Origin of the sequence: Selenomonas oralis, from assembly GCF_051603425.1 — a bacterium.
GTDB lineage: Bacteria > Bacillota > Negativicutes > Selenomonadales > Selenomonadaceae > Selenomonas > Selenomonas sputigena_A.
Map to the genome: position 1 here is coordinate 167,185 of NZ_CP194411.1, position 20,316 is coordinate 187,500.

The following is a 20,316-nucleotide window of genomic DNA, read 5'->3' on the forward strand; positions in this document are numbered from 1 at the left end:
TCCCTGCCTTTCAATCAAGAAAATCCTTGAGCTTGCGGCTGCGGCTCGGATGGCGCAGCTTGCGAAGAGCCTTGGCCTCGATCTGGCGGATACGCTCGCGCGTCACGCCGAAATTCTGTCCGACTTCCTCAAGCGTGCGCGCCCTGCCGTCATCCAGGCCGAAGCGCAGGCGCAGAACCTTTTCTTCCCGCGGTGTCAAGGTATCGAGGACTTCCTCAAGCTGCTCCTTCAAGAGCATGAAGGACGCCGCCTCTGCCGGCGCCGGCGCATCCTGGTCCTCGATGAAATCGCCGAGGTGGGAATCCTCCTCCTCGCCTATCGGCGTCTCAAGGGAAACAGGCTCCTGGGCAATCTTCATGATCTCGCGCACGCGTTCCACGCTGATTTCCATGGCTTCGGCGATCTCCTCCGGCGCCGGCTCACGGCCCAGCTGCTGCAGCAGCTGGCGCGATACGCGGATCAGTTTGTTGATCGTCTCGACCATATGCACAGGGATGCGAATCGTACGCGCCTGATCCGCGATGGCGCGCGTAATGGCCTGGCGGATCCACCACGTCGCATAAGTGCTGAACTTATACCCCTTGTTGTAATCGAACTTTTCCACGGCCTTGATGAGCCCCAGATTGCCTTCCTGGATGAGGTCAAGGAAAAGCATGCCCCGTCCGACATAGCGTTTCGCTATGCTCACGACGAGACGCAGGTTTGCCTCAGCCAATGCCTTCTGCGCCGTTTCGTCGCCGTTTTCCATGCGCTTGGCCAAATCGATTTCCTCATCGGCAGACAAAAGGGGTACGCGGCCGATTTCCTTGAGATACATGCGCACCGGATCATCTATGCTGATGCCCTCGGGGATGCTCAAGTCAATATCCGCCTCTTCCTCCGGCTTTTCCTCCTCGTTCTCCGTCTGGCTGCGATTCGAGTCGTCAACCACCTCGATGCCCTTGCGGTTGAAAGTTTCATACAGATCGTCAATCTCGTCAGGCGTGAGCTCCTGCTCCTGCAGCGCCGTCATCAGCTCACCATAGGTGAGCACGCCGCCGTTGCCGCGCCCCTTTTCCAAAAGGGATGCCACTACGGCAGAGCTATGGGTCGGCTTCCTGTCTTCCTCAAGGACATCCTTCTTTGCCTCAGCCATGAACTCGCGCCTCCTTTCTGCTGCTCTTTTCATTTTGCGGAACAAGGCTGTCCGCACTGGAAAATGCCTTTTCTTTGCTCATAGTCCTTCCATTTCGTTCTTTATTCGCTGAATTTCTTCCAATTCCTGCAAAAATCGTGCGTCGTTTTCCTGTTCCCAACGATCGGCACGCCGCGTATGCTCCTCGTAAAGCTGGGCAAGATGCGCCTTGCGGAGTTGATGCATCGCATCCTCATAGGCCTCCAGCAAACGAGGCGTCTCGCCGCCCGCCTCCTCGACGAGGGCACGGCTGAGCTCGGCAGAAGCTTCCTCGGAAAGCTCCGCCTGGGCTCTTACATCCGTCGGGATTTCACCCGCGAGATAGAGCCCGTGCATCCATGCCAAAACCTCCGCCTGTTCCTTCACCGGGAATGTCTCGAAAGGGACGAGGGATGCTATATGTTCGGTTGCCCCCGCATCCTGCCAGGCCGTTCGCAAAACGATGCGTCCCGCCCGCCGCAAGGCGTCATCCACCTTCCGAAACGCGCGCCGCGTCGTTTCCCGCGCAGACGCAGGCTGCGACAAGGAGCCGGCAACACGGCCGATCTCGGCACGAACCAGCCCTTCATCGAGCGTCAGATCCCGCGCCACGCGCAGGACATAGCTGTTGAGCTCCGCCGGACTCCGTATCTCGCCGAGCACGGGCAGAAGAGCTGAAAGCGCATCCAGCCTTCCCTGCAGGCTCTCCCTGTCCGCCGTTTCCAAAACGCGCGCGAGACGGTATTCCACAAGCGGCACGGCCTCCTCGACCAGCGTCTTGAATGCCGCCGCGCCGTTGTTCCTTATAAATTCATCGGGATCCTTTCCCTCGGGCACTCGCAGAACCTTGACGGCGGCTCCCGCCGCACGGGCAATGGAAAGCGCCCGCAGCGTCGCCTCCTGTCCCGCCGCATCGCTGTCGTAGCAAAAGCGGATCTCCGGCGCATAGCGCGTCAAGAGCTTGCATTGCTCCATCGTAAAGGAGGTCCCAAGGGAAGCAACGACATTTTCAATGCCGGCCGCCGCCACAGAAATCGCATCCATATACCCCTCGACGACGATGGAGAAGCCGGCGCGCGTTATCGCGCGATGAGCCCTGTCGAGACCGAAAAGCAAAAAACGCTTGTTGAAAACGACGGTTTCAGGCGAATTCAGATACTTGGGCTGGCCGTCACTGAGGACACGTCCGCCAAAAGCCACGACGCGCCCCCTGGCATCACGGATCGGAATGATCACGCGATCGCGAAAGCGGTCATAATAGCCCTCGCCCTTCGCGCGCTTCACCGCCAGACCGCTTTCCACGAGAAGGGTGGGCGCAATACCGCGCTTCCCGAAGGCCTTCACAAGCTTGTCCCAGGCAGGGGGCGCATAGCCGATCCCAAAAGCCTCGATCACCGCCGCATCCACGCCGCGTCCCATAAGATACGCCTTCGCAGGCGCACCGTAGCGGGTTTTTGTCAGGCAGTTATGAAAAAACGCCTGCGCCATCTCATGCACCCTGCGGAGCGCCTCTACCTTCTCATCATGCGCGATTTGCGCCGGAGTACGCTCCCGCGCCGGCAAGGGAATATTGAGTTTCTCCGCCTGAAACTTGATCGCCTCGAAATAAGAAATGTTTTCAATCAATGAGAGGAACTTGAATACATTGCCCCCGGCATGGCAGCCGAAGCAATAAAAAAATCCCTGTTCGGGGACCACCGAAAAAGACGGTGTATTCTCATGATGGAAAGGACAGCAGCCCCAGTAACGGTTTCCTTTTTTCTTCAACGCGACGTAAGAGGAGACGACGGAAACGATGTCCGCTTCCGAGCGCACGCGCTCTACAAAAGCGTCCAGCGCCTCATTTTTCATACGCTTTCATCCTTTGCCGCTTCCCTCTCTTCCACGCAGGAAATCCGAACCCTGCCCCACTAAATTTTATATTCCCTACAAAATGAAAATATCCTCTTTTTTCCCCTTGACAATCGGAGAAAAATTTGCTCACTGCAGCCTCCCTGCAGCAAACAAAGGAAGCGGCACGAGGCGGCAGCGGCGCCTCATTCGCCGCCCGGCACGGAAAAGCCGACAGGCGGCATGAAGATGCGGGCAAACGTATGGACAGCGTAGTTGTCACTGAGCCCCGCCACATAGTCGACAACGGTCTGCCGGCGCCCCCAGCGCGCTTCGCGCACACGGAATTCCTCAGGAAGCTCCGCGAAATGTTCCATATAGTAACCGAAGAGCTCGCGCAATACAAAGACGGCCTGCCGCCTTTCCCTCGCCAGTCGGTCCGAATGATAGATCTGCTTGAACATAAAGGCGCGAAACACGTCCATGACCTCCTGCATTTTCGGCGAGAGCAGGATGTCATCCCGCTCCGTCGACTGCACGATGAGGTCCGAGACCATGCCCGTAATCATCTCCGAAGTCGTCCCTCCGATCGTCTCATAAACGATTTTGGGCAAATCTCCCGCCTGCAGCATACCGGCTCGTATACTGTCATCATAATCGTGGCAAAGGTAAGCGATGCGATCGGCAATGCGCACGATACGGCCCTCCAGCGTCTTGGGCCTATGCTTTCCCGTATGGTTCACGATGCCGTCCTTCACTTCAAAAGTAAGATTCAGCCCCTCGCCCTCGCGTTCCAAATATTCGACGACGCGCAGGCTTTGCTCGTTGTGCGCGAAGTGCCCGATGATTTCCGCCATCGCCGCCTCTCCCGCATGGCCGAACGGCGTATGCCCGACATCGTGACCCAGAGCGATCGCCTCCGTCAGATCTTCGTTGAGCCAAAGCCCGCGTGCAATCGTGCGCGCGATCTGCGACACCTCGAGGCTGTGCGTCATGCGCGTGCGGTAATGATCTCCCGACACGATGTAGACCTGCGTCTTGCGTTTCAGGCGGCGAAACGCCTTCGAGTGCAGGATGCGGTCGCGGTCGCGTTGGAAATCCGTGCGAAACGGGCAGGCATCGATGGGCTTGTTCCTATGGCTTTCCCTGCTCTTCGCCGCCCAGGGCGAAAGCATCGTATATTCCAGCTCCTCACGCTTTTCCCGTATCGTCATCGTGCCGTCCCCTTTCCGCGCTCCTCCGCTGCCAGACGGTGCCATGGCAAAGCGGCATTTCTTTCTGCTATATTCGTATAAATACGGCAGAGCCGCCTCTTTGTCCTGCCAAATTCTGTACTAAGAAAAATCTTACTGGAAAAACGCCGCCGCTTGCTGTATCATAGAGAAAAGATTTTTTTCTCAGCAGAAAGGAAGAACCACCGTGAAAAAACTGCGCTTTTCGTTTCTTTTGCTCCTTGCACTCCTCTCTTTGGCTGCTGCAGCCTCTGCCGCGCCCAAGTTCACCTACGATTCCATGCGCCTCGACTTCTCTGCCGGACGCTGCATCTTCGACGGGAATGTGCGCATCGCCGACAACGGCCGTACCGTTTCCGCCGACCATGCCGAGGTGGACATCAAGACTGCCCTGAAATTCCTGAAAAACGGCGTATTCGACACCTCAACCAACCAGGAGGTCACAGACTTCGAAGTCTGGTGCGAAGGCTCCATCGTCGTCGAACAGCAGGGCCTCAAACTGACAAGCGACAAGGCACATGTCATCGGCGAAAGCCACGATGTCGCCGTTGAGGGCAATGTCCTGCTTGAGCGCCCCGGCCTCTCCATTCGTGCCTCCAGCGGTATCTTCAACTGGGATACACAAATCGCCCAGTTCGACGACAACGTAAAGATCAAGAAAAACGGCACTGAAATCCGGGCAGACCACACCTTCTACGACGTAGGAAAGGACGAGCTCCTGTAAGGCAGCCTCGAAAAACCCGACGACGCAGATCCGGATGCCGCCGCGCTGCGATTTCCTGCACGGCGGCTCCTGCAAACCAAAGCCCTCCCATTTCTCCGCAATCAATCGAGGGGAATGGGAGGGCTTCTTTGCATTTTTACAAAACGGTTTGCCCAGCGAGGCGGCCGCAGAAAAAATCACTCCCGGAGGCCGCAGCTTCTATGCAGTCAGTCGAAGGAAAGATACTTCTCTCCCGTACCGTACTTCTCAATGACATAATCGAGATCCTTGTCCCCGCGGCCGCTGAGGTTCACGAGAATGGACCCCGTGTCCATTTCCTTGGCCCGACGGATGGCATAGGCAACCGCATGGGAGCTTTCAAGCGCGGGAATGATGCCCTCATAACGCGAGAGCTTGAAGAACGCGCCCACTGCCTCTTCGTCCGTCGCCGTATCGTATTTCACCCGGCCGACCTCGCGCAAAAAGGCATGCTCAGGGCCGACAGAGGGATAGTCCAGCCCGCTCGCGATCGAATAGACAGGCGCAGGCTCGCCGTCCTTGTCCTTGAGCATGATGCTGTCGAAACCGTGCATGACGCCCTCCGCACCATACGTCATAGAAGCCGCATGATCGCCGAGTTTCGCACCAAGTCCCAGCGGCTCCACGCCGACAATCTCCACGGGATCGTCGAGGAACGGCACGAACATGCCGATGGAATTGCTGCCGCCGCCCACACAAGCCGTCACAACATCGGGCAGGAATCCCATCATCTCCCGGAACTGCTCACGCGCCTCGATGCCGACGACGGTCTGGAAATCACGCACCATCATCGGGAACGGATGCGGGCCGACAGCCGAACCGATGCAGTAAATCGTTTCCTTATAATTTACGAGGTAGTCCTCAAAAGCCGCATCAACAGCTTCCTTGAGCGTCTTCGCACCGCGCGTCACGGGCACGACCTTCGCGCCGAGCACTTTCATGCGCGCCACATTCGGAGCCTGCTTCTTGATATCGACCTCGCCCATATAAATCGTGCAGTCGAGACCGAAAAACGCCGCCGCCGTCGCAAGAGCCACGCCGTGCTGCCCCGCACCCGTCTCAGCGATGATGCGCTTCTTGCCCATGAACTTCGCGAGAAGTCCCTCGCCCATGCAGTGGTTGAGCTTATGCGCGCCCGAATGGTTCAAGTCCTCACGTTTCAAATAGATCTGGCAGTTGCCGATCCCGCGCGAAAGCCGCTCACAATGGTAGACCGGCGTCGGCCGTCCCTGAAACTCCCGCCGGATGCGCCGCAGCTCACTGATGAACTGCGACGAATGGCAAATCGTCAGATACGCCTCATTGATTTCCTCAAACGCAGGCACAAGCTCCTCTGGCAAATACGCGCCGCCGTATTTGCCAAAACGCCCCTCCTTGTTCGGATATTCCTTCAAATAACGCTTATAATCCATGCTTTCTCTCCCTCACTTGATTTGATTCAAACGTCCGGCGAGCGCGGAGGCCGCACCGCTGCCGGACACGCATTGCATAATGGGCTGGTTGCCCAGCATGACGATATCGCCGTCCGCATAGGCTTCCTTTTCATTCTGCCCATTATGATAGGCCGCCGCCAGATTCCCCTGCACGAAATACGCCCGCTCCGCGCTGCTCATATCCCGCGTCTCGGGCGGTTGGACGAACGTCTTGCCGTTGACATAAACAACGCCGTCCTTGACATCGACATGTCCGCCGCTGTACTCCTTCACCGTCTTTGCGTACTTGTCGCGCCGTTCCTTGTTCGTCGGATGATCGGACGGATCGAACATCTCACTGACAAAATCCTGCGAATTGTTCCCCTGCTGCTCCATGAAGCGCTGCCAGACAGCAGCGGCGGCGCCAGGATTATACCCGGCATCCGTGATGTACTTGAGCGCCAGGCCGTCCGCTTCCCACTCATGCGCGCGCCCGATCGACACGCGGTCGATATGCGTGACAACCGTATTGAGCACGATATTGCGCAGAACCGTAGCATTCGTCACATTGGCAAGCACCTGCGCCCCGATTGCAACATCGATCTGCTTGCGCCAAGCATCCGCCACATGGTTCTTCATCCCATGCCCCATCTCATGCCCGATGACAACGGCGATTTCATCCTCGTTCTGCAAATAGCGAAAAAGGCCGCGATTGATCGACATCACATGCCCGAGAGAGCAAAACGCATTGAACGAATCCTGGCGATTGATGAACCAAAGAAAAGGCTTCTTCCGCACCGACGGATCCGAAACGGCAATGCCGTCGGTCACGCGATTCATGACCCGCGCGCAAGTGCTCTCCCACGGAGACTCTTCCTCCACGCCGTATTTGTCCTTGAACATGGCAAAAAGCTGCTGCCGCCCCTCTTCCGTCTGGTCAAGCTCCTTGATCTGACGCTCCGCCTGCGCCTTGGCCTGGAACCCGCCGATGACCGTGCCGATAACCGCTCCCCAGCCGGCGTCTGCCGTAGGCGCCGGCTGCAGGGCGAAACTCACGCCAAAAGCCATTGTACAGGCAGTAATGCCGGCAACAAGGCGCTTTTTCCATAGATTCCCCTTCATCATTTTCCTCCCCTTCTTTCGAAGAACCGCGAATATTGCAAACAATGTTTTGTTCCACTTCGACAAAGCAAATAGGAAACCCTTTTCCTGTGAAAAAATCAAGACTTGCGGTGCATCTTCCCACAGAAGATACGGCGCAAGTCTTGATTTCATTTTTAATATATACGCCTCATCACCGCTTGCCGTGCAGAGCCGGCGCCAAAAAGCCGATATCGCCGCCGTGCACAAGATGGCGCAAATCCTCCGCACTCTCGGCCGGCAGGATCGCATGGCTGCCGCACGAGACACACTCGAGCAAAACAGAATTGCCATGCACCTGGGCGATGAAGTCATGGCTGCCGCACGGGCAGACAATCTCCCCCGCCGCAGCAAACTCATGCACGCGATTGACAGCCTCGAGAAGGATCTGCTGCTTGCCGATGAAATTCGTCCCCTCCGCCGGATGAAGCGCCTCAAATTCCGACTGGCTGAAGGCGAGCAATTCCTCGATAAAGCGGCGCTGACCGATATACCCGAGCTCAAAATGATCCTGGCTGCAATAGACCTTCTCCAGGCGCATGCGCTTGAGTTGAGAAAACCGATAGCTCACAGCATGTTCCCTGCCGCAAGCCACACAGGCCACCCGGATCTCCAGGCGGCTTTTTTCCTGACGCACGAATACCGCCTGTTCGTGCGCACAGCTTTCACAATGAAGCACAAACCGCTTTGTGCCAAGAAAATACGGCACATCGTGTACATGAATCTTCCCGCAGCGCTGGCAATAAAAGGCCACTGAACAAACGACATTACCGACAAGCATAGCGGCTCTCCACTCTCCTTGCAAGATCTCGCCCACATTTCTTTTGCTGAATACTTCGTCGCGAACGGAAAAAATCCTGCCGGACCATGTTATTAAAAAAGAACGAAAATCCATAGGGGCGCAAAAAAAGCGCCGTCTGCCTTCAAGACAAACGGCGCTGCCGATTCCATGGTGACGCGTACGGGATTCGAACCCGTGAAGCCGCCGTGAAAGGGCGGTGTCTTAACCTCTTGACCAACGCGCCATTGGCTCCTCGAGCAGGATTCGAACCTGCGACAACCTGATTAACAGTCAGGCGCTCTACCTACTGAGCTATCGAGGAATAAAGGATGCTCATGCACCAGCAAGAGATATTATACATCATCGCACAGCGAGTTGCAAGCATTATTTTTTTCCGCAGGAAATGCGGGATTCAGTTCATATGCGCCTCCTCATAAAGCGCGATGCTCTTGCGTCTGTCGGCATACTTTCCACCCAGCGGTTCGTGGGAAAGCCATGTGCGCACAATCTCCCATGCCATGCCGTTCGCTATGATGCGCTGTCCCAAGCAGAGGACATTGGCATCGTTATGCGTGCGTATCATCTGCGCCGTGAAGAGATCATGCGCAATGACGGCGCGCACCCCCTTGACCTTGTTCGCCATGATACACATCGCTGCACCCGTGCCGCAAACGAGAATCCCCAGCTTTTCCCCATGCGCCGCGATTTCCTCGGCTACGGCCTGCGCATAAGGCTGCGTATTGCAGGAGACCTCGTCATACGTTCCCTTGTCCTCCACAGTGCAGCCTGCCTCCGTCAGCTTTTCCATCAGGAAGCGCTTCATCGGGTAGCCGGCATGATCCGAGCCCACGACGATTGTCTTTCCCATCAACATTTCCTCCTTTGTCTGCTTCCATTTTTCTTCCATATCCTATTTATTCGCAATCTTTCCTCTTTTCCCTGCCCGGAAATTTAGATATTGCATTTTCTTTTCATCCATGCTAAGATACTACAGTATGATTTCTTTTAAGGGAGGTGAAACATTTGCCGAACATCAAAGCATCCATCCGCAGCGTCCGTAAGGATGAAAAGCGCCGCGCCAAAAACGCTGCCGAGAAATCCCGCGTACGCACGGCCTCCCGTCACGTTCTCGATGCCGTTGCCGCCGGAAACGCGGAAGAAGCGAAAGCCTGCCTGAAGGCCGCCTGCAAGACGATCGATCAGGCTGCTGCGAACCATGTGCTTCATAAGAACTGCGCCGGCCGCAAGAAGTCGCGCCTGGCCCGCAAGGTCAACGCCATGGCCTGAGACTTACAAAAGGCTTCTGATATAATCCCATCGCTCTGGGCAATGAACTTCAAGCATTGCCCAGAGCGATGGGATTTTTTCTATGCTGAATTTCTCCGTGCTTCCTCTAATCCAAGGCTGCCCGAAACACCTCGTCCACATGCCCCTTGCATTCCTCGTAGCTCTCGCCCGGGTACACCTCGTAGATCTTTCTGCCGTCTACAAACATTGCGGGAACATAATGGTAGCTGCCGGCAAAAGCTCTCGCCCTTTCTGCCTCCTTATTCTCTTCAATCCATTCGATCGGCACTTCCTCATAGGCGGAATGCGCCTTCTCCAGTTCATCCATCGCCCGGATGGCGTTCCTGCAGTACGGGCAGCCTTCCATATGCAAAACAGTGATCGTCTTCATGCTCTTTTCCTCCCGAATGTTCTCTTTCCTCTGCCAATACACCATTTCACGCTGCGCCCACTCCCTTACGCGCGCAGCGTGAAATATGCGATCTCAGGCGGGCAGCCGATACGGCAAGGAAACCAGCTGCCGTTGCCCGAATGGACATAGCCGGTCGTCCGCCCCTTTTCCACAATGCCGCGCGTGTATTTGAACACAGGCAGCAGCGGCAGGCCGAAAAGGCCGAACTGCGAGCCATGCGTATGGCCTGTGAGCACGAGCCGCACACCATATTCCGCCGCATCGTCGATAAACTCCGGATGATGCGCCAACAGCACGGTGACGGCATTTTCCGGCACCTGAGCCAACGCGCTTGCCGTAAGCTCCGCTTTTTCCTGTAGGAATGCCTCCCCGCCCTTTCGGTGTCCTTCCATCGGATAGTCCACGCCTGCAAAATAGAGCGGCACAGTTCCCTCCCGCACGCATTGGGCACAATTTGTCAGCAGGCGGATATCCGTCGCCGCCAGAGCATCTTCGACAAGCTCGATGCCGCGAAGATGCTCATGGTTGCCATGGCAGTACCAGATTCCATCCGGAAAAGATGCCGTGAAGCTCCCGATCAGCGCTGCGGCCTCACGCGTCCATGCGGGATGGTCGAATACATCCCCCGTCAAAAGAAGCGCCTGCGGGGCGGCCGCCGCCGTCTGTTCCAGCAGGGAGCGCAGCTCTTCCAAGGAAAAGAACATGCCGAGATGCACATCGCTGAGCTGCGCAACCGTATAGCCGGAAAGGCTGTCCGCCGCGACGGGAATATCATAGTACCGTTCCACCACAGCCGTGCGTTCATAAAGATTGCCATAGAGCGCTGCCCCCAAAGCCGCTGCCGGATAAAGCCCCGCAGCGGCAAGCAGCCTGCGCCGTCCCGCATCCTCGGGAACAGCAAGAATCCTGCGGTAAAGGGCGCGGAAGAAAACGGCAGCCAGCACGAGGAACGCAAGGAAAAGCTCCGTCATACAAAGCACGGAAATAAAAGAAATGGAATTTCCCATCCCCATGACGGATGCCAAGGGATTCTGCCACAAAAGAACCGCCGCTGCCGTACCAAGGCCAAAAAAGGCGGCCGCCGTACGGCAGATCAGAAGCCGCCGTCCTTCCAAAAGATAACGCAGCGCCCAAAAGACCGCCCCGAAAAGGACGAGCAAAAAGGCGAGCAGGAGCGCGATGAAATGATACAAGGACACACCTCCAAGAGCAAAACCGACAAAAGGGCTGCTGCACGAAAATGCAGCAGCCCCTTATGGACAGTCCACCAAATCGTCGATGGAAATATTATAGCACAGTTGTCGGAAGAGAAAAGCAAAACCTGGATGAAATAAAGCGTTTTTCCTCTGCTAAGCCTCGCCGCGCAAATGCGCAAGCTCCGCCTGCTTTTCGGAATAATACCAGCGAATGGACTTGCCGATCGCACAGCGGACGGCATCAAGACGTCCCTGCTGGGCAAGTTTCTTGAGTCTGGCGGCATCGAAACCGCTCAGGGACAAATAACTCGCAGAGAGGAAGCCCCCTTCCTTCAATCGCCCGCGATAAAAGGCGCTGTCCCTTCGATCCATTTCGACATGCTTGATTGCCATAAAAACCCCTCCATCCGAGGTGTTTTGCGTACTTCCGGCAAACAGAAGCACACAAAAGCACACATACGCATGAAATAAATTTACAGTAAATCAACTTGCTCCGCTATTATATCATAAGTTTGTAAATCTGTAAACATTATCACTCCCCCTTGTCCGAATTGCGTTTTCCTTCTATAATTAGAAAAGAAAAAAATTATTAAGGAATCACGGATAATGATGAAGTCCATCCGACTGGCGCTGCACTTATCGGGGGTTCCTGAAAAATCCACCTGAAGGAGATGCTGCCATGTATGCCCATATTGAAGACCTGGATCCTGCAACAAGGGAAAAAATCGACCGCGTACTCGAAGCTCATGCCTACGATGCGACACAGATCGTAGGCATTTTGCTCGACGTACAGGATCTCTTCGAGCTCCACTATGTGCCGGAAACAGCCGCCTACTATGTAGCCGAAAAGCTGCCGATCAAGATTTCGCTGATCTACGACTGTCTTACCTTCTACGCAAGCCTTTCCCCTACGCCGCGCGCCAAATATCCGATACAAGTCTGCGATTCCGTTGTCTGCCGCATCAACCATAATGAAACGCTGCTCGACTCGCTTCAGGATCTCCTTGGCATCGACGTCGGAGAAGTCACCTACGACGGCCGTTTCACCCTCGAAAAAACACCATGCTTCGGCGCCTGCGACATCGCGCCCGCCGTCCGCGTGAACGGCGAGGTCTACGGCCATCTGGACAGCCGCGAAAAGATTGCCGCTTTGCTGCAGAAGCTGCAGTAAAAAAACCGCACAACCGACCCTGTCCGGACAGAGAGATAAAAACCATGCCGGCCAGGCAGCAAACAGATTCTGGAAAGGAGAACCCATGAGCAAGGTTTCTTTCATTACCAAAAACTTTCATCGCTACGATCCCGCTTCCATCAACTCCTATTTGGAAATCGGCGGTTTCGACGCCTTGAAAAAAGCCGTGACGATGGACGGCGAAGACATCGCCGCACTTCTCGCGGAAGCCAAGATCAAGGGACGCGGCGGCGCAGCCTACGGCATGGGACGCAAATGGTCGCAGGCGCGTGCCGTCAAAGGGGAGCATAAAGTCATCATTTGCAACGCCGACGAGGGGGAACCCTGCACCTTCAAGGATCGCGAACTCATCCGGAACGATCCCTTCAACCTCATCGAAGCCATGGCCATTGGAGCCTGGAGCATCCAGGCACAGGACGGCTATATCTATCTGCGTGAGGAGTATGCACATCTGCGCGCACTCCTAAAGAACGCCATTGCCGAAGCAGAACGCTGCGGCTTCCTCGGCAAAAATATCCTCGGCAAGAAAGGCTTCGATTTCCACATCCACCTCTACTCAGGCGCAGGCGCTTATGTCTGCGGCGAGGGCACGGCACTCATACGCTCCATCGAGGGAAAGGCCGGCCGGCCGCGCATGAAGCCGCCCTTCATCAAGCAAAGCGGACTCTTCGCCCTGCCGACCTGCGTCAACAATGTCGAAAGCCTCTCCATCGTACCGCATCTCCTGCTCGATGAGAAGAAAGAATACATCGGCTATGGCTCCGGAGAATCCCTCGGCACGAAGCTTGTCTCCGTCGGCGGCAATGTAAAGAATCCCGCCGTTTTCGAAATTCCGTTCGGCACGACCGTCCGTGAAATCATCTACGATCTGGCAGGCGGCATACAAGACGACCGCCCCATCCGTCTCATACAGTTCGGCGGCGCCTCGGGCAAGATTGCCGATTCCTCGATCCTCGACGTCCCCTATACCTATGACGATCTCAAAGCTGCCGGCGTCACCGTCGGCTCCGGCGCCATCCTCGTCGTCGACGAGCGCACGAGCGTCCTCGATTTCCTGCGCATGACGCAGGCCTTCTTCTCACACGAAAGCTGCGGCCAGTGTACGCCATGCCGTGAAGGCGTCCTCCACATCAAGCTGATCCTGGAAAAATTTGCCCAAGGCACGGCAACCGAAAAAGACCTCGAAAACATGAAGATGATTGCGCGAATCATGCCGATGTCCGCACTCTGCGGTCTCGGTGAAAGTGCAGAAAACGCTCTTTCCTCTGCGTTCAAGATCTTCCCTGACACATTTCGGATTGGAGGCGCCCACTAATGGCTGAAGAAAAAGAACTCGTCCATCTGACCATCAACAAGATTCCCGTGGAGGTTCCCAAGGGTACGAAGATCATCGATGCCGCGCGCAAGGTGCACATCGACATCCCGCACCTCTGTTACCATCCCGACCAGCGGGTCAAAGCGCGCTGCCGCATCTGTTCCGTCGAAGTCGTCGGCAACCGCCGTCTTATGGCGGCCTGTGCCACCGAAGTATGGGAAGGCATGGAAGTCCATACGGACACCCAGATTGTGCGCGATACCCAAGTCGGCATCCTGCAGCTCATTCTTGCCAACCACAACCAGGATTGCCTCAACTGCCCGCGCAACCATCGCTGCGACCTGCAGGAACTTTGCAGCCGCTTCAACATCGGGCATACAGGACTTCCCATCGTCGTCCGAGACATGAAGGATGCGGCGGATAACCCCAGCATCACACGCGATCCGACAAAATGCATCAAATGCGGCCGCTGCATCCGCGCCTGCAAGGATGTACAGGGAATCGAGGCGCTGAATTTCGCGGGCAGGAGCGATTCCATCACCGTGACGACAGCCTACAATACCGCGCTCGAGAACACGGACTGCATCCTATGCGGCCAGTGCAGCCTCGTCTGTCCGACGGGAGCCATCACGGAAAAGGATGACACCCGGCGCGTCCTCGACGCTCTTCAGGATCCCGCAAAGCACGTCATCGTGCAGGTCGCGCCGGCCGTACGCGTCTCCTTGGGCGATGAATTCCATCTGCCGCCGGGCGACATCGTGACGGGACAGATGGTCGCCGCCTTGAAGCGTCTCGGCTTTGACCGCGTATTCGATACCAACTTCGGCGCCGACCTCACCATCATGGAAGAAGGCCACGAATTCCTCGAACGCCTCGAGACCGGCGGCACGCTGCCCATGATGACTTCCTGCAGCCCCGGCTGGGTCAATTTTATGGAGAAGCACTACGGCGATTTCATCGATCACCTCTCGACGGCAAAATCTCCCATGCAGATCTTCGGCGCCGTAGCCAAGACGTACTACGCCGAAAAGGCCGGCATTCCTGCCAAGGACATCGTGACCGTCTCCATCATGCCCTGCACGGCGAAAAAATTCGAAGCAGCACGGCCCGAGATGGGACGCGACGGCTTGCAGGACGTCGATATCGTCATCACGACGCGCGAGCTCGCGAAGCTGATTCACTATGTCGGCATCACCTTCCACGACCTGCCTGAAGAAGATTTCGACAGCCCTCTCGGCACCTGCTCCGGTGCAGGCGCGATCTTCGGCACGACCGGCGGCGTCATGGAGGCGGCGCTCCGCACCGTCTGCGAAAAGGCCACGGGCAAAGAACTTCCTTCCCTGGATTTCCTCTCCGTGCGCGGCATGGAAGGCATCAAAGAGGCCACCGTCGACCTTGGCAGCCGCAAAGTGCGCGTTGCCGTCGCCCACACGCTGAAAAACGCCAAGATCATCATGGAAGACGTCAAAGCGGGCAAAAGCCCCTACGACTTCATCGAAATCATGGCCTGCCCCGGCGGCTGCCAAGGCGGCGGCGGACAGCCGCTCAATACGACGAACGCGCGCCGTCAGGAACGCATGAAGGCGCTCTACGAGATTGACAGGAATCTCCCCGTGCGCAAATCACACGAAAACCCCGAGGTCATCAAAATCTACAAAGAATTTCTTGGCGCCCCGCTCGTCGGCAAAGCGCATGAGCTTTTGCACACCCACTACCACAAAACGGCGAAACGCTGCGATTTCCACACATCCGGCAACGAGGCCTGAGCGCCTCTTTTTCACACAAATAAAAAGGGCTGAAACAAACCATGGAACCATCTGCTGAGCATGTATTCAAAAACCCATTTTCCCAAATCACCTACAAAATGCACCTGATTCTTACCGTCGGCCGGCTCCTCATGGAGAACGGCGCGGATTCTGACAGGACGACGCGCTACATCATGCGGACAGCCGCCTACATGGGCATACCAGCGGAAAATGTCAGCTGCCATATCATGTACACATCGATCCTCCTGAACATAAAAAACGAAGAGCGCACCTACACGGAGCTGTGCAAATGCCGCAAGCACAGCGTGAGCATGAGCGTCCTGGCCGCTGTCAGCCGCATCATCTGGCGTGCCATGCGCGACGCATGGTCGCTGGAGCGCTTCGAAAAGGAACTGGATTGCATACAAAGCCGACGGAACCCCTACTCCAATTTCGCCACAGCCATCGGCTCAAGCTTTGCCTGCGGCGGTTCCTGCCTTCTCTTCGGCGGCGATCTCATCGCCTTCTTCATCACAGCCGTCTGCGCCTTCTTTGGCTTCTACACCCGCATCGGCTGCAACAAGAGAGGCTTCAACAACTACGCAGGCATTGCCATAGCCGCCTTCGTTGCCACCTCCCTGGCGGCGCTCTCGCAGAACATCGTCCATTCCACGACGCCCATGCACCCCATCGCTGCCTGTGCCCTCTTCATCGTCCCCGGCGTGCCGCTGATCAACGCGGCGGACGACATGCTGAACAACTTCATCATGGCCGGTACGACGCGCGCCATCCATACCTTGCTCATCGTTGGTTCCATGGCCTTCGGCACCGCCATAGCCCTGCACCTCGGCCGCATCACGGACTTTGCCACCATCAGCTTAAGCCCCGGCGACATTTACTTCTATCATCCCCTTGCCGCAGCCATCTCGGCAGGCGGCTTCTCCCTTCTCTTCAACGTGCCGCGGCGCGTTCTCTGGGCCGTCTCCGTCGGCGGCGCCATTGCGGTCCTCCTGCGAAACATCTGCATGTTCGACTTCGGACTCAGCCAGGCCACCGGAACCCTCATCGGCGGCGGCGTTGTCGGCATCGTCGCCCTCTCGGCCATCCATTGGTTCCATGTGCCGAACGTCGTCCTCACAACGCCGTCCGCCATTCCCCTCGTCCCCGGCATCCTGCTCTACCGCCTGCTCTTCACCTTCCTCAACATCAACGACGTCAGCACGGAAATCCTGCTGCAGGCACTCCGCCACGGCATCGAGGCCATGACCATCATCATCAGCATCGCCATCGGCGTTGCCATCCCGAACATCTTCTGGTCAAGGCAGATCCGAAGAAACAAGATTGCCCAAGAAAAAAAGCTGCTCGCCTCCCGGTTCGTCGACCAGGACGACTGACGAACGTTCTCGGCCATTTTGCAGAAAGCACCATCCCATCCGAAAACACTTTGCAGCGCTCCGGGCAGGACAGCCGCTTTTGGGCCGGAAAAACAGAGGAAGCGCCCTTTCCAACAAAAGCAGGATGCGCCTTTCGGTTTTCTGCCACAGGCGCCCCTGCTTGTCCTTGAATCGTAGGTGAGAAACTTGAAGAATATACAAAAAATAAGTTTCATCATTCCAAATGAGTGGGGACAATATTTATATCGTATACTTTCCCCCATAAAGGATATGGTCGATGGTACATGGGAGGTTTATGGTACAGCGATAATTGGTGGTCTTCAGGCATGGCACAATATAAACGGTGAAATGGTTGATTTATTTGATTTCAGGTATTTTTCAAACCAAGATTTCTTTTCATTACTCATGTCGCGTAGGTATTATATCGTATCAGGTATATTCAGCTTAAAATCTTCCCTCGAAAACAAAACAGACAAGCTAAATGGAGCTTATTTAGAAGTTATTGTAACAGATAGTGTATATGTAGATATTTCTTCTGTTGATGACAAGATAATATCTGCCTTGTATACGAATGCCGTAAAACAGGGATTTGAAAATATTGAAACGGAGGAAATAAGCTAGATCGCGGGAACGTGACGCATTTGTCGCTGATCCCATCATAAAGCCCGAAGGATTCCGCACGCCGAATGTGATGTATGGATTCTCCTTCGGTAAAATTCTAAATAAGCCTAAAAAAAAGGGGGCGCTGCCCCTCTTTTTTCATGCCACTACGACAATCTTAGCAGAGCGATTCAGAAGTGTGCTCCGTGCTAATGGATTTGTCGGCGCGAAGCGAGCGAAAAAGATCTGCCAAGATGGCGGTGCTGAAATTATCAGTGCTTCCTTAATGCTGCCCCACAAGATTTTCCTTGCAGAGCATCATAAAGCATCAAAAGTTTTTCCAAATATGGTATCATATCTATAGGTAATGATTCAAGAAAGGAGCCCTTCTATGGAACAGTCGAAAGAACACGTCCTCACGCATGCCTTTTCGCAAGTCATCTACAAAATGCATCTCATCCTGCGTGTCGCAAGAATCCTGATGGAAAACGGCGCCGATTCTGACCGCACGGCGCAGTACATCATGCGCACAGCAGCCTATATGGGCATACCGCCCGAAAATGTCAGCTGCCACATCTCCTACACGACCATCATGCTGAACATCAAGGACGAGGAACGCACCTACACGAGATTCAGCAAATGTCGCACACACCGCGTGAACATGTTCCTCCTCTCCGGCGTGAGCCGTATGATTTGGCGTGCCATGCGCGACGCCTGGTCACTGGAAGTCTTTGAGCAAGGCCTGGATAAGCTGCTGCTGCGCGCCAATCCTTACGGCAGCTTCATGACCGCCTTGGGTGCAAGCTTTGCCTGCGCCGGCTCTTGCGCTCTTTTCGGCTGCGACCTCCCAGCTTTTTTCATCACGGCTTTCTGTGCCTTCCTTGGCTTCTATGCGCGCCGTTTCTGCAACGAAAACGGCTTCAACGGCTATGCGGGAATCGCGATCGCCGCCTTTACGGCAACCTTCGCAGCCGTCTTGCTGGAAAACCTGCATCTCTCCCATACGCCCATGCTCCCCATCGTCGCCTGCACCCTCTTTATCGTACCCGGCGTGCCGCTCATCAATGCGGCCAACGATCTCTTGAACCATTTCATCACATCGGGCATGACGCGCGCCTTCGACACCCTGCTGATCGTCGGAAGCGTGGCCTTCGGCATGGCCGTTGCCCTGCGCCTCGGTTATATCACGGAATTTGCCGCCGTAAATCTCAGTCCCGGAGAAATCTACCTTTATCATCCGCTGGCCGCCGCTGTCGCAGCCGGAGGTTTTTCCATGATCTTCAATGTCCCGAAACGCTTGCTCTGGGTCGTCTGTATCGGCGGTATCATCACCATTCTGCTGCGCAACATCTGCATGTTTGAATTTGGCATGAGCCAGGCGGCAGGCACCTTCCTCGGCTCTGCTGTGGTAGGCGTCATAGCACTGCAGGCAATTCATTGGTTCCATACGCCGAACATCGTCCTGACGATTCCTTCCGCCATCCCTCTTGTCCCGGGTATTTTACTCTACCGCTTTTTCGTCACCCTGCTTGACATCAACAATGTCAGCGCCGAAGCTCTCCTAAACGCCATGAGAAACGGCATAGAAGGAGCAACCATCATCATCGGCATCGCAGTCGGTGTTGCCATCCCCAGCATCTTCTGGTCACGTCAGATACAAAGGAACAAAAACAATCAGCAGAAGAAACTCCTGGCTTCAAGATTTGTAGATCAAGAAGACTAGCGGGAACGATCAGCTCTGCTCTGCCTCATACTCCTCGAGATCGGCGAGAAGTCCCTGCAAAGCCCTCTGAGCGACGGCAATAGGACAGTCCGGGGAACAGATCTCACAGTGGCCGCAGCACTCTTTGACGCTCTCTATAGCCTTTTTCACCTTTTCCGATTGCAGCATATTTGTCTCCTTTCTTGCACCCGACAGGAAGTAAAACATAGGATGAAAAAAAGCCCGGCTTTTGCCGGGCTTTAACATTCAAGTGGTGCGGTTGATGGGACTTGAACCCATACGTCTTGTGAACACTACCCCCTCAAGATAGCGCGTCTGCCAGTTCCGCCACAACCGCATGATAAGATATGAAATTGGAAAAGAGGATATGGTGCGGTCGAGAGGACTTGAACCTCCACGATGTCGCCATCACTAGCGCCTGAAGCTAGCGCGTCTGCCATTCCGCCACGACCGCATGATGAAATTTTTGGCGACATTTCTAGGTGGTGCCGAGGACCGGAATCGAACCGGTATGGTTGTCACCAACCGGGGGATTTTAAGTCCCCTGCGTCTGCCAGTTCCGCCACCCCGGCATACAAAATAAATGGAGCGGGTGATGGGAATCGAACCCACGTGATCAGCTTGGAAGGCTGGAGCTCTACCATTGAGCTACACCCGCATCTAGGCTAAGTGGAGCTGGCGAGAAGAATCGAACTCCCAACCTGCTGATTACAAGTCAGCTGCTCTGCCTATTGAGCTACACCAGCAAAAGAAGTGGTGCCTCAGGACGGAATCGAACCGCCGACACGGGGATTTTCAGTCCCCTGCTCTACCAACTGAGCTACCGAGGCATAAATGGCGACCCGAAGGGGACTTGAACCCCTGACCTCCGCCGTGACAGGGCGGCATTCTAACCAACTAAACTACCGGGCCACGTTGGTGGGCGATAACAGGATCGAACTGCTGACATCCTGCTTGTAAGGCAGGCGCTCTCCCAGCTGAGCTAATCGCCCGCGACAAGGCTTTGCGTCTCCTCCAAACTGGGGAAAGAGACTTTATAGACAACCCATAATAAGGTATATCTGACAAATGGTGACCCACCGGGGACTCGAACCCCGAACCTGCTGATTAAGAGTCAGATGCTCTACCAATTGAGCTAGTGAGTCATGGGCAGTGATGGTCT

The 20,316-nt window shown here is 55.7% G+C and carries 19 protein-coding genes and 11 tRNA genes; 8 read left to right on the forward strand and 22 right to left on the reverse strand.

The window, feature by feature from the left end; translation table 11 throughout:
- Positions 1 to 10: 10 nt before the first annotated feature.
- The 3 genes from rpoD to ACRTGH_RS00835 all read right to left on the reverse strand — a co-directional run bounded on the left by rpoD (position 11) and on the right by ACRTGH_RS00835 (position 4,197).
- Positions 11 to 1,135 carry an RNA polymerase sigma factor RpoD gene (gene rpoD / locus ACRTGH_RS00825; protein ID WP_368847792.1) on the reverse strand — a complete coding sequence of 375 codons (1,125 nt, stop codon included), beginning with the start codon at positions 1,133 to 1,135 and terminating at the stop codon, positions 11 to 13.
- Between the two features lie 78 nt (positions 1,136 to 1,213).
- A complete protein-coding gene (gene dnaG / locus ACRTGH_RS00830) occupies positions 1,214 to 3,004 on the reverse strand; it encodes a DNA primase (protein WP_368847793.1) in 1,791 nt (596 codons plus the stop codon).
- Positions 3,005 to 3,189: 185 nt separating this feature from the next.
- Positions 3,190 to 4,197: a deoxyguanosinetriphosphate triphosphohydrolase gene (locus ACRTGH_RS00835; RefSeq protein ID WP_368847794.1), complete on the reverse strand. Its 1,008-nt coding sequence runs from the start codon at positions 4,195 to 4,197 to the stop codon at positions 3,190 to 3,192.
- Positions 4,198 to 4,402: 205 nt separating this feature from the next.
- On the opposite strand from ACRTGH_RS00835, the gene ACRTGH_RS00840 reads away from it, so the two are divergent.
- Positions 4,403 to 4,939, forward strand: a complete 537-nt coding sequence (locus ACRTGH_RS00840; protein ID WP_368847795.1) for an LptA/OstA family protein — start codon at positions 4,403 to 4,405, stop codon at positions 4,937 to 4,939.
- A 206-nt stretch (positions 4,940 to 5,145) separates the two neighbouring features.
- Here the strand turns inward: ACRTGH_RS00840 and trpB are convergent, their stop codons facing one another.
- The 6 genes from trpB to ACRTGH_RS00870 all read right to left on the reverse strand — a co-directional run bounded on the left by trpB (position 5,146) and on the right by ACRTGH_RS00870 (position 9,158).
- Positions 5,146 to 6,369: a tryptophan synthase subunit beta gene (gene trpB, locus ACRTGH_RS00845; RefSeq protein WP_368847796.1), complete on the reverse strand. Its 1,224-nt coding sequence runs from the start codon at positions 6,367 to 6,369 to the stop codon at positions 5,146 to 5,148.
- A 12-nt stretch (positions 6,370 to 6,381) separates the two neighbouring features.
- On the reverse strand, positions 6,382 to 7,491 hold the full coding sequence (locus tag ACRTGH_RS00850) for a M48 family metallopeptidase (RefSeq protein WP_368847797.1): 1,110 nt from the start codon (positions 7,489 to 7,491) through the stop codon (positions 6,382 to 6,384).
- 172 nt (positions 7,492 to 7,663) lie between these two features.
- A complete protein-coding gene (locus ACRTGH_RS00855; protein ID WP_368847798.1) occupies positions 7,664 to 8,290 on the reverse strand; it encodes a hypothetical protein in 627 nt (208 codons plus the stop codon).
- A gap of 169 nt (positions 8,291 to 8,459) precedes the next feature.
- Positions 8,460 to 8,534: transfer RNA gene (locus tag ACRTGH_RS00860), tRNA-Glu, on the reverse strand.
- A gap of 2 nt (positions 8,535 to 8,536) precedes the next feature.
- Positions 8,537 to 8,612: transfer RNA gene (locus tag ACRTGH_RS00865), tRNA-Asn, on the reverse strand.
- A gap of 90 nt (positions 8,613 to 8,702) precedes the next feature.
- Positions 8,703 to 9,158, reverse strand: a complete 456-nt coding sequence (locus ACRTGH_RS00870; protein WP_368847799.1) for an RpiB/LacA/LacB family sugar-phosphate isomerase — start codon at positions 9,156 to 9,158, stop codon at positions 8,703 to 8,705.
- Between the two features lie 155 nt (positions 9,159 to 9,313).
- On the opposite strand from ACRTGH_RS00870, the gene rpsT reads away from it, so the two are divergent.
- Positions 9,314 to 9,577, forward strand: a complete 264-nt coding sequence (rpsT, locus tag ACRTGH_RS00875) for a 30S ribosomal protein S20 (protein ID WP_368847800.1) — start codon at positions 9,314 to 9,316, stop codon at positions 9,575 to 9,577.
- A gap of 106 nt (positions 9,578 to 9,683) precedes the next feature.
- On the opposite strand, the gene ACRTGH_RS00880 is transcribed toward rpsT, so the two are convergent.
- The 3 genes from ACRTGH_RS00880 to ACRTGH_RS00890 all read right to left on the reverse strand — a co-directional run bounded on the left by ACRTGH_RS00880 (position 9,684) and on the right by ACRTGH_RS00890 (position 11,578).
- Positions 9,684 to 9,968, reverse strand: a complete 285-nt coding sequence (locus tag ACRTGH_RS00880) for a glutaredoxin family protein (protein WP_368847801.1) — start codon at positions 9,966 to 9,968, stop codon at positions 9,684 to 9,686.
- 65 nt (positions 9,969 to 10,033) lie between these two features.
- A complete protein-coding gene (locus ACRTGH_RS00885; RefSeq protein ID WP_368847802.1) occupies positions 10,034 to 11,182 on the reverse strand; it encodes a metallophosphoesterase in 1,149 nt (382 codons plus the stop codon).
- Positions 11,183 to 11,338: 156 nt separating this feature from the next.
- On the reverse strand, positions 11,339 to 11,578 hold the full coding sequence (locus ACRTGH_RS00890) for a hypothetical protein (RefSeq protein WP_368847803.1): 240 nt from the start codon (positions 11,576 to 11,578) through the stop codon (positions 11,339 to 11,341).
- 286 nt (positions 11,579 to 11,864) lie between these two features.
- Between ACRTGH_RS00890 and ACRTGH_RS00895 the strand changes: the two genes are divergently transcribed.
- From ACRTGH_RS00895 to ACRTGH_RS00920, 6 genes are all read left to right on the forward strand, one after another.
- The gene (locus tag ACRTGH_RS00895) at positions 11,865 to 12,356 is read left to right on the forward strand and encodes an NADH-quinone oxidoreductase subunit NuoE family protein (protein WP_368847804.1); all 492 of its coding nucleotides are present in this window, start codon (positions 11,865 to 11,867) and stop codon (positions 12,354 to 12,356) included.
- An 85-nt stretch (positions 12,357 to 12,441) separates the two neighbouring features.
- Positions 12,442 to 13,692 (forward strand): complex I 51 kDa subunit family protein, encoded by a 1,251-nt coding sequence (locus ACRTGH_RS00900; protein WP_368847805.1) that lies wholly within the window; start codon positions 12,442 to 12,444, stop codon positions 13,690 to 13,692.
- The gene (locus ACRTGH_RS00905; protein WP_368847806.1) at positions 13,692 to 15,458 is read left to right on the forward strand and encodes an NADH-dependent [FeFe] hydrogenase, group A6; all 1,767 of its coding nucleotides are present in this window, start codon (positions 13,692 to 13,694) and stop codon (positions 15,456 to 15,458) included. The genes ACRTGH_RS00900 and ACRTGH_RS00905 overlap by 1 nt, the downstream gene beginning before the upstream one ends.
- 41 nt (positions 15,459 to 15,499) lie before the next feature.
- Entirely contained in the window at positions 15,500 to 16,831 is a 1,332-nt protein-coding gene (locus ACRTGH_RS00910; protein WP_368847807.1) for a threonine/serine exporter family protein, read from the forward strand.
- Between the two features lie 177 nt (positions 16,832 to 17,008).
- Positions 17,009 to 17,452 (forward strand): DUF2691 family protein, encoded by a 444-nt coding sequence (locus tag ACRTGH_RS00915; RefSeq protein WP_368847808.1) that lies wholly within the window; start codon positions 17,009 to 17,011, stop codon positions 17,450 to 17,452.
- A gap of 370 nt (positions 17,453 to 17,822) precedes the next feature.
- The gene (locus ACRTGH_RS00920; protein WP_368847809.1) at positions 17,823 to 19,154 is read left to right on the forward strand and encodes a threonine/serine exporter family protein; all 1,332 of its coding nucleotides are present in this window, start codon (positions 17,823 to 17,825) and stop codon (positions 19,152 to 19,154) included.
- Positions 19,155 to 19,163: 9 nt separating this feature from the next.
- On the opposite strand, the gene ACRTGH_RS00925 is transcribed toward ACRTGH_RS00920, so the two are convergent.
- The 10 genes from ACRTGH_RS00925 to ACRTGH_RS00970 form a co-directional block, all read right to left on the reverse strand.
- The gene (locus tag ACRTGH_RS00925; protein ID WP_368847810.1) at positions 19,164 to 19,322 is read right to left on the reverse strand and encodes a hypothetical protein; all 159 of its coding nucleotides are present in this window, start codon (positions 19,320 to 19,322) and stop codon (positions 19,164 to 19,166) included.
- Between the two features lie 83 nt (positions 19,323 to 19,405).
- Positions 19,406 to 19,491 (reverse strand) — tRNA-Leu (locus ACRTGH_RS00930).
- 31 nt (positions 19,492 to 19,522) lie between these two features.
- Positions 19,523 to 19,608 (reverse strand) — tRNA-Leu (locus ACRTGH_RS00935).
- A gap of 29 nt (positions 19,609 to 19,637) precedes the next feature.
- Positions 19,638 to 19,726 (reverse strand) — tRNA-Leu (locus tag ACRTGH_RS00940).
- A gap of 12 nt (positions 19,727 to 19,738) precedes the next feature.
- Positions 19,739 to 19,812: transfer RNA gene (locus tag ACRTGH_RS00945), tRNA-Gly, on the reverse strand.
- Positions 19,813 to 19,824: 12 nt separating this feature from the next.
- A tRNA-Thr gene (locus tag ACRTGH_RS00950) sits at positions 19,825 to 19,900 on the reverse strand.
- Positions 19,901 to 19,908: 8 nt separating this feature from the next.
- Positions 19,909 to 19,984 (reverse strand) — tRNA-Phe (locus tag ACRTGH_RS00955).
- 5 nt (positions 19,985 to 19,989) lie between these two features.
- Positions 19,990 to 20,066: transfer RNA gene (locus tag ACRTGH_RS00960), tRNA-Asp, on the reverse strand.
- Positions 20,067 to 20,070: 4 nt separating this feature from the next.
- Positions 20,071 to 20,146, reverse strand: a tRNA-Val gene (locus tag ACRTGH_RS00965).
- 77 nt (positions 20,147 to 20,223) lie between these two features.
- Positions 20,224 to 20,299: transfer RNA gene (locus tag ACRTGH_RS00970), tRNA-Lys, on the reverse strand.
- Positions 20,300 to 20,316: the final 17 nt, after the last annotated feature.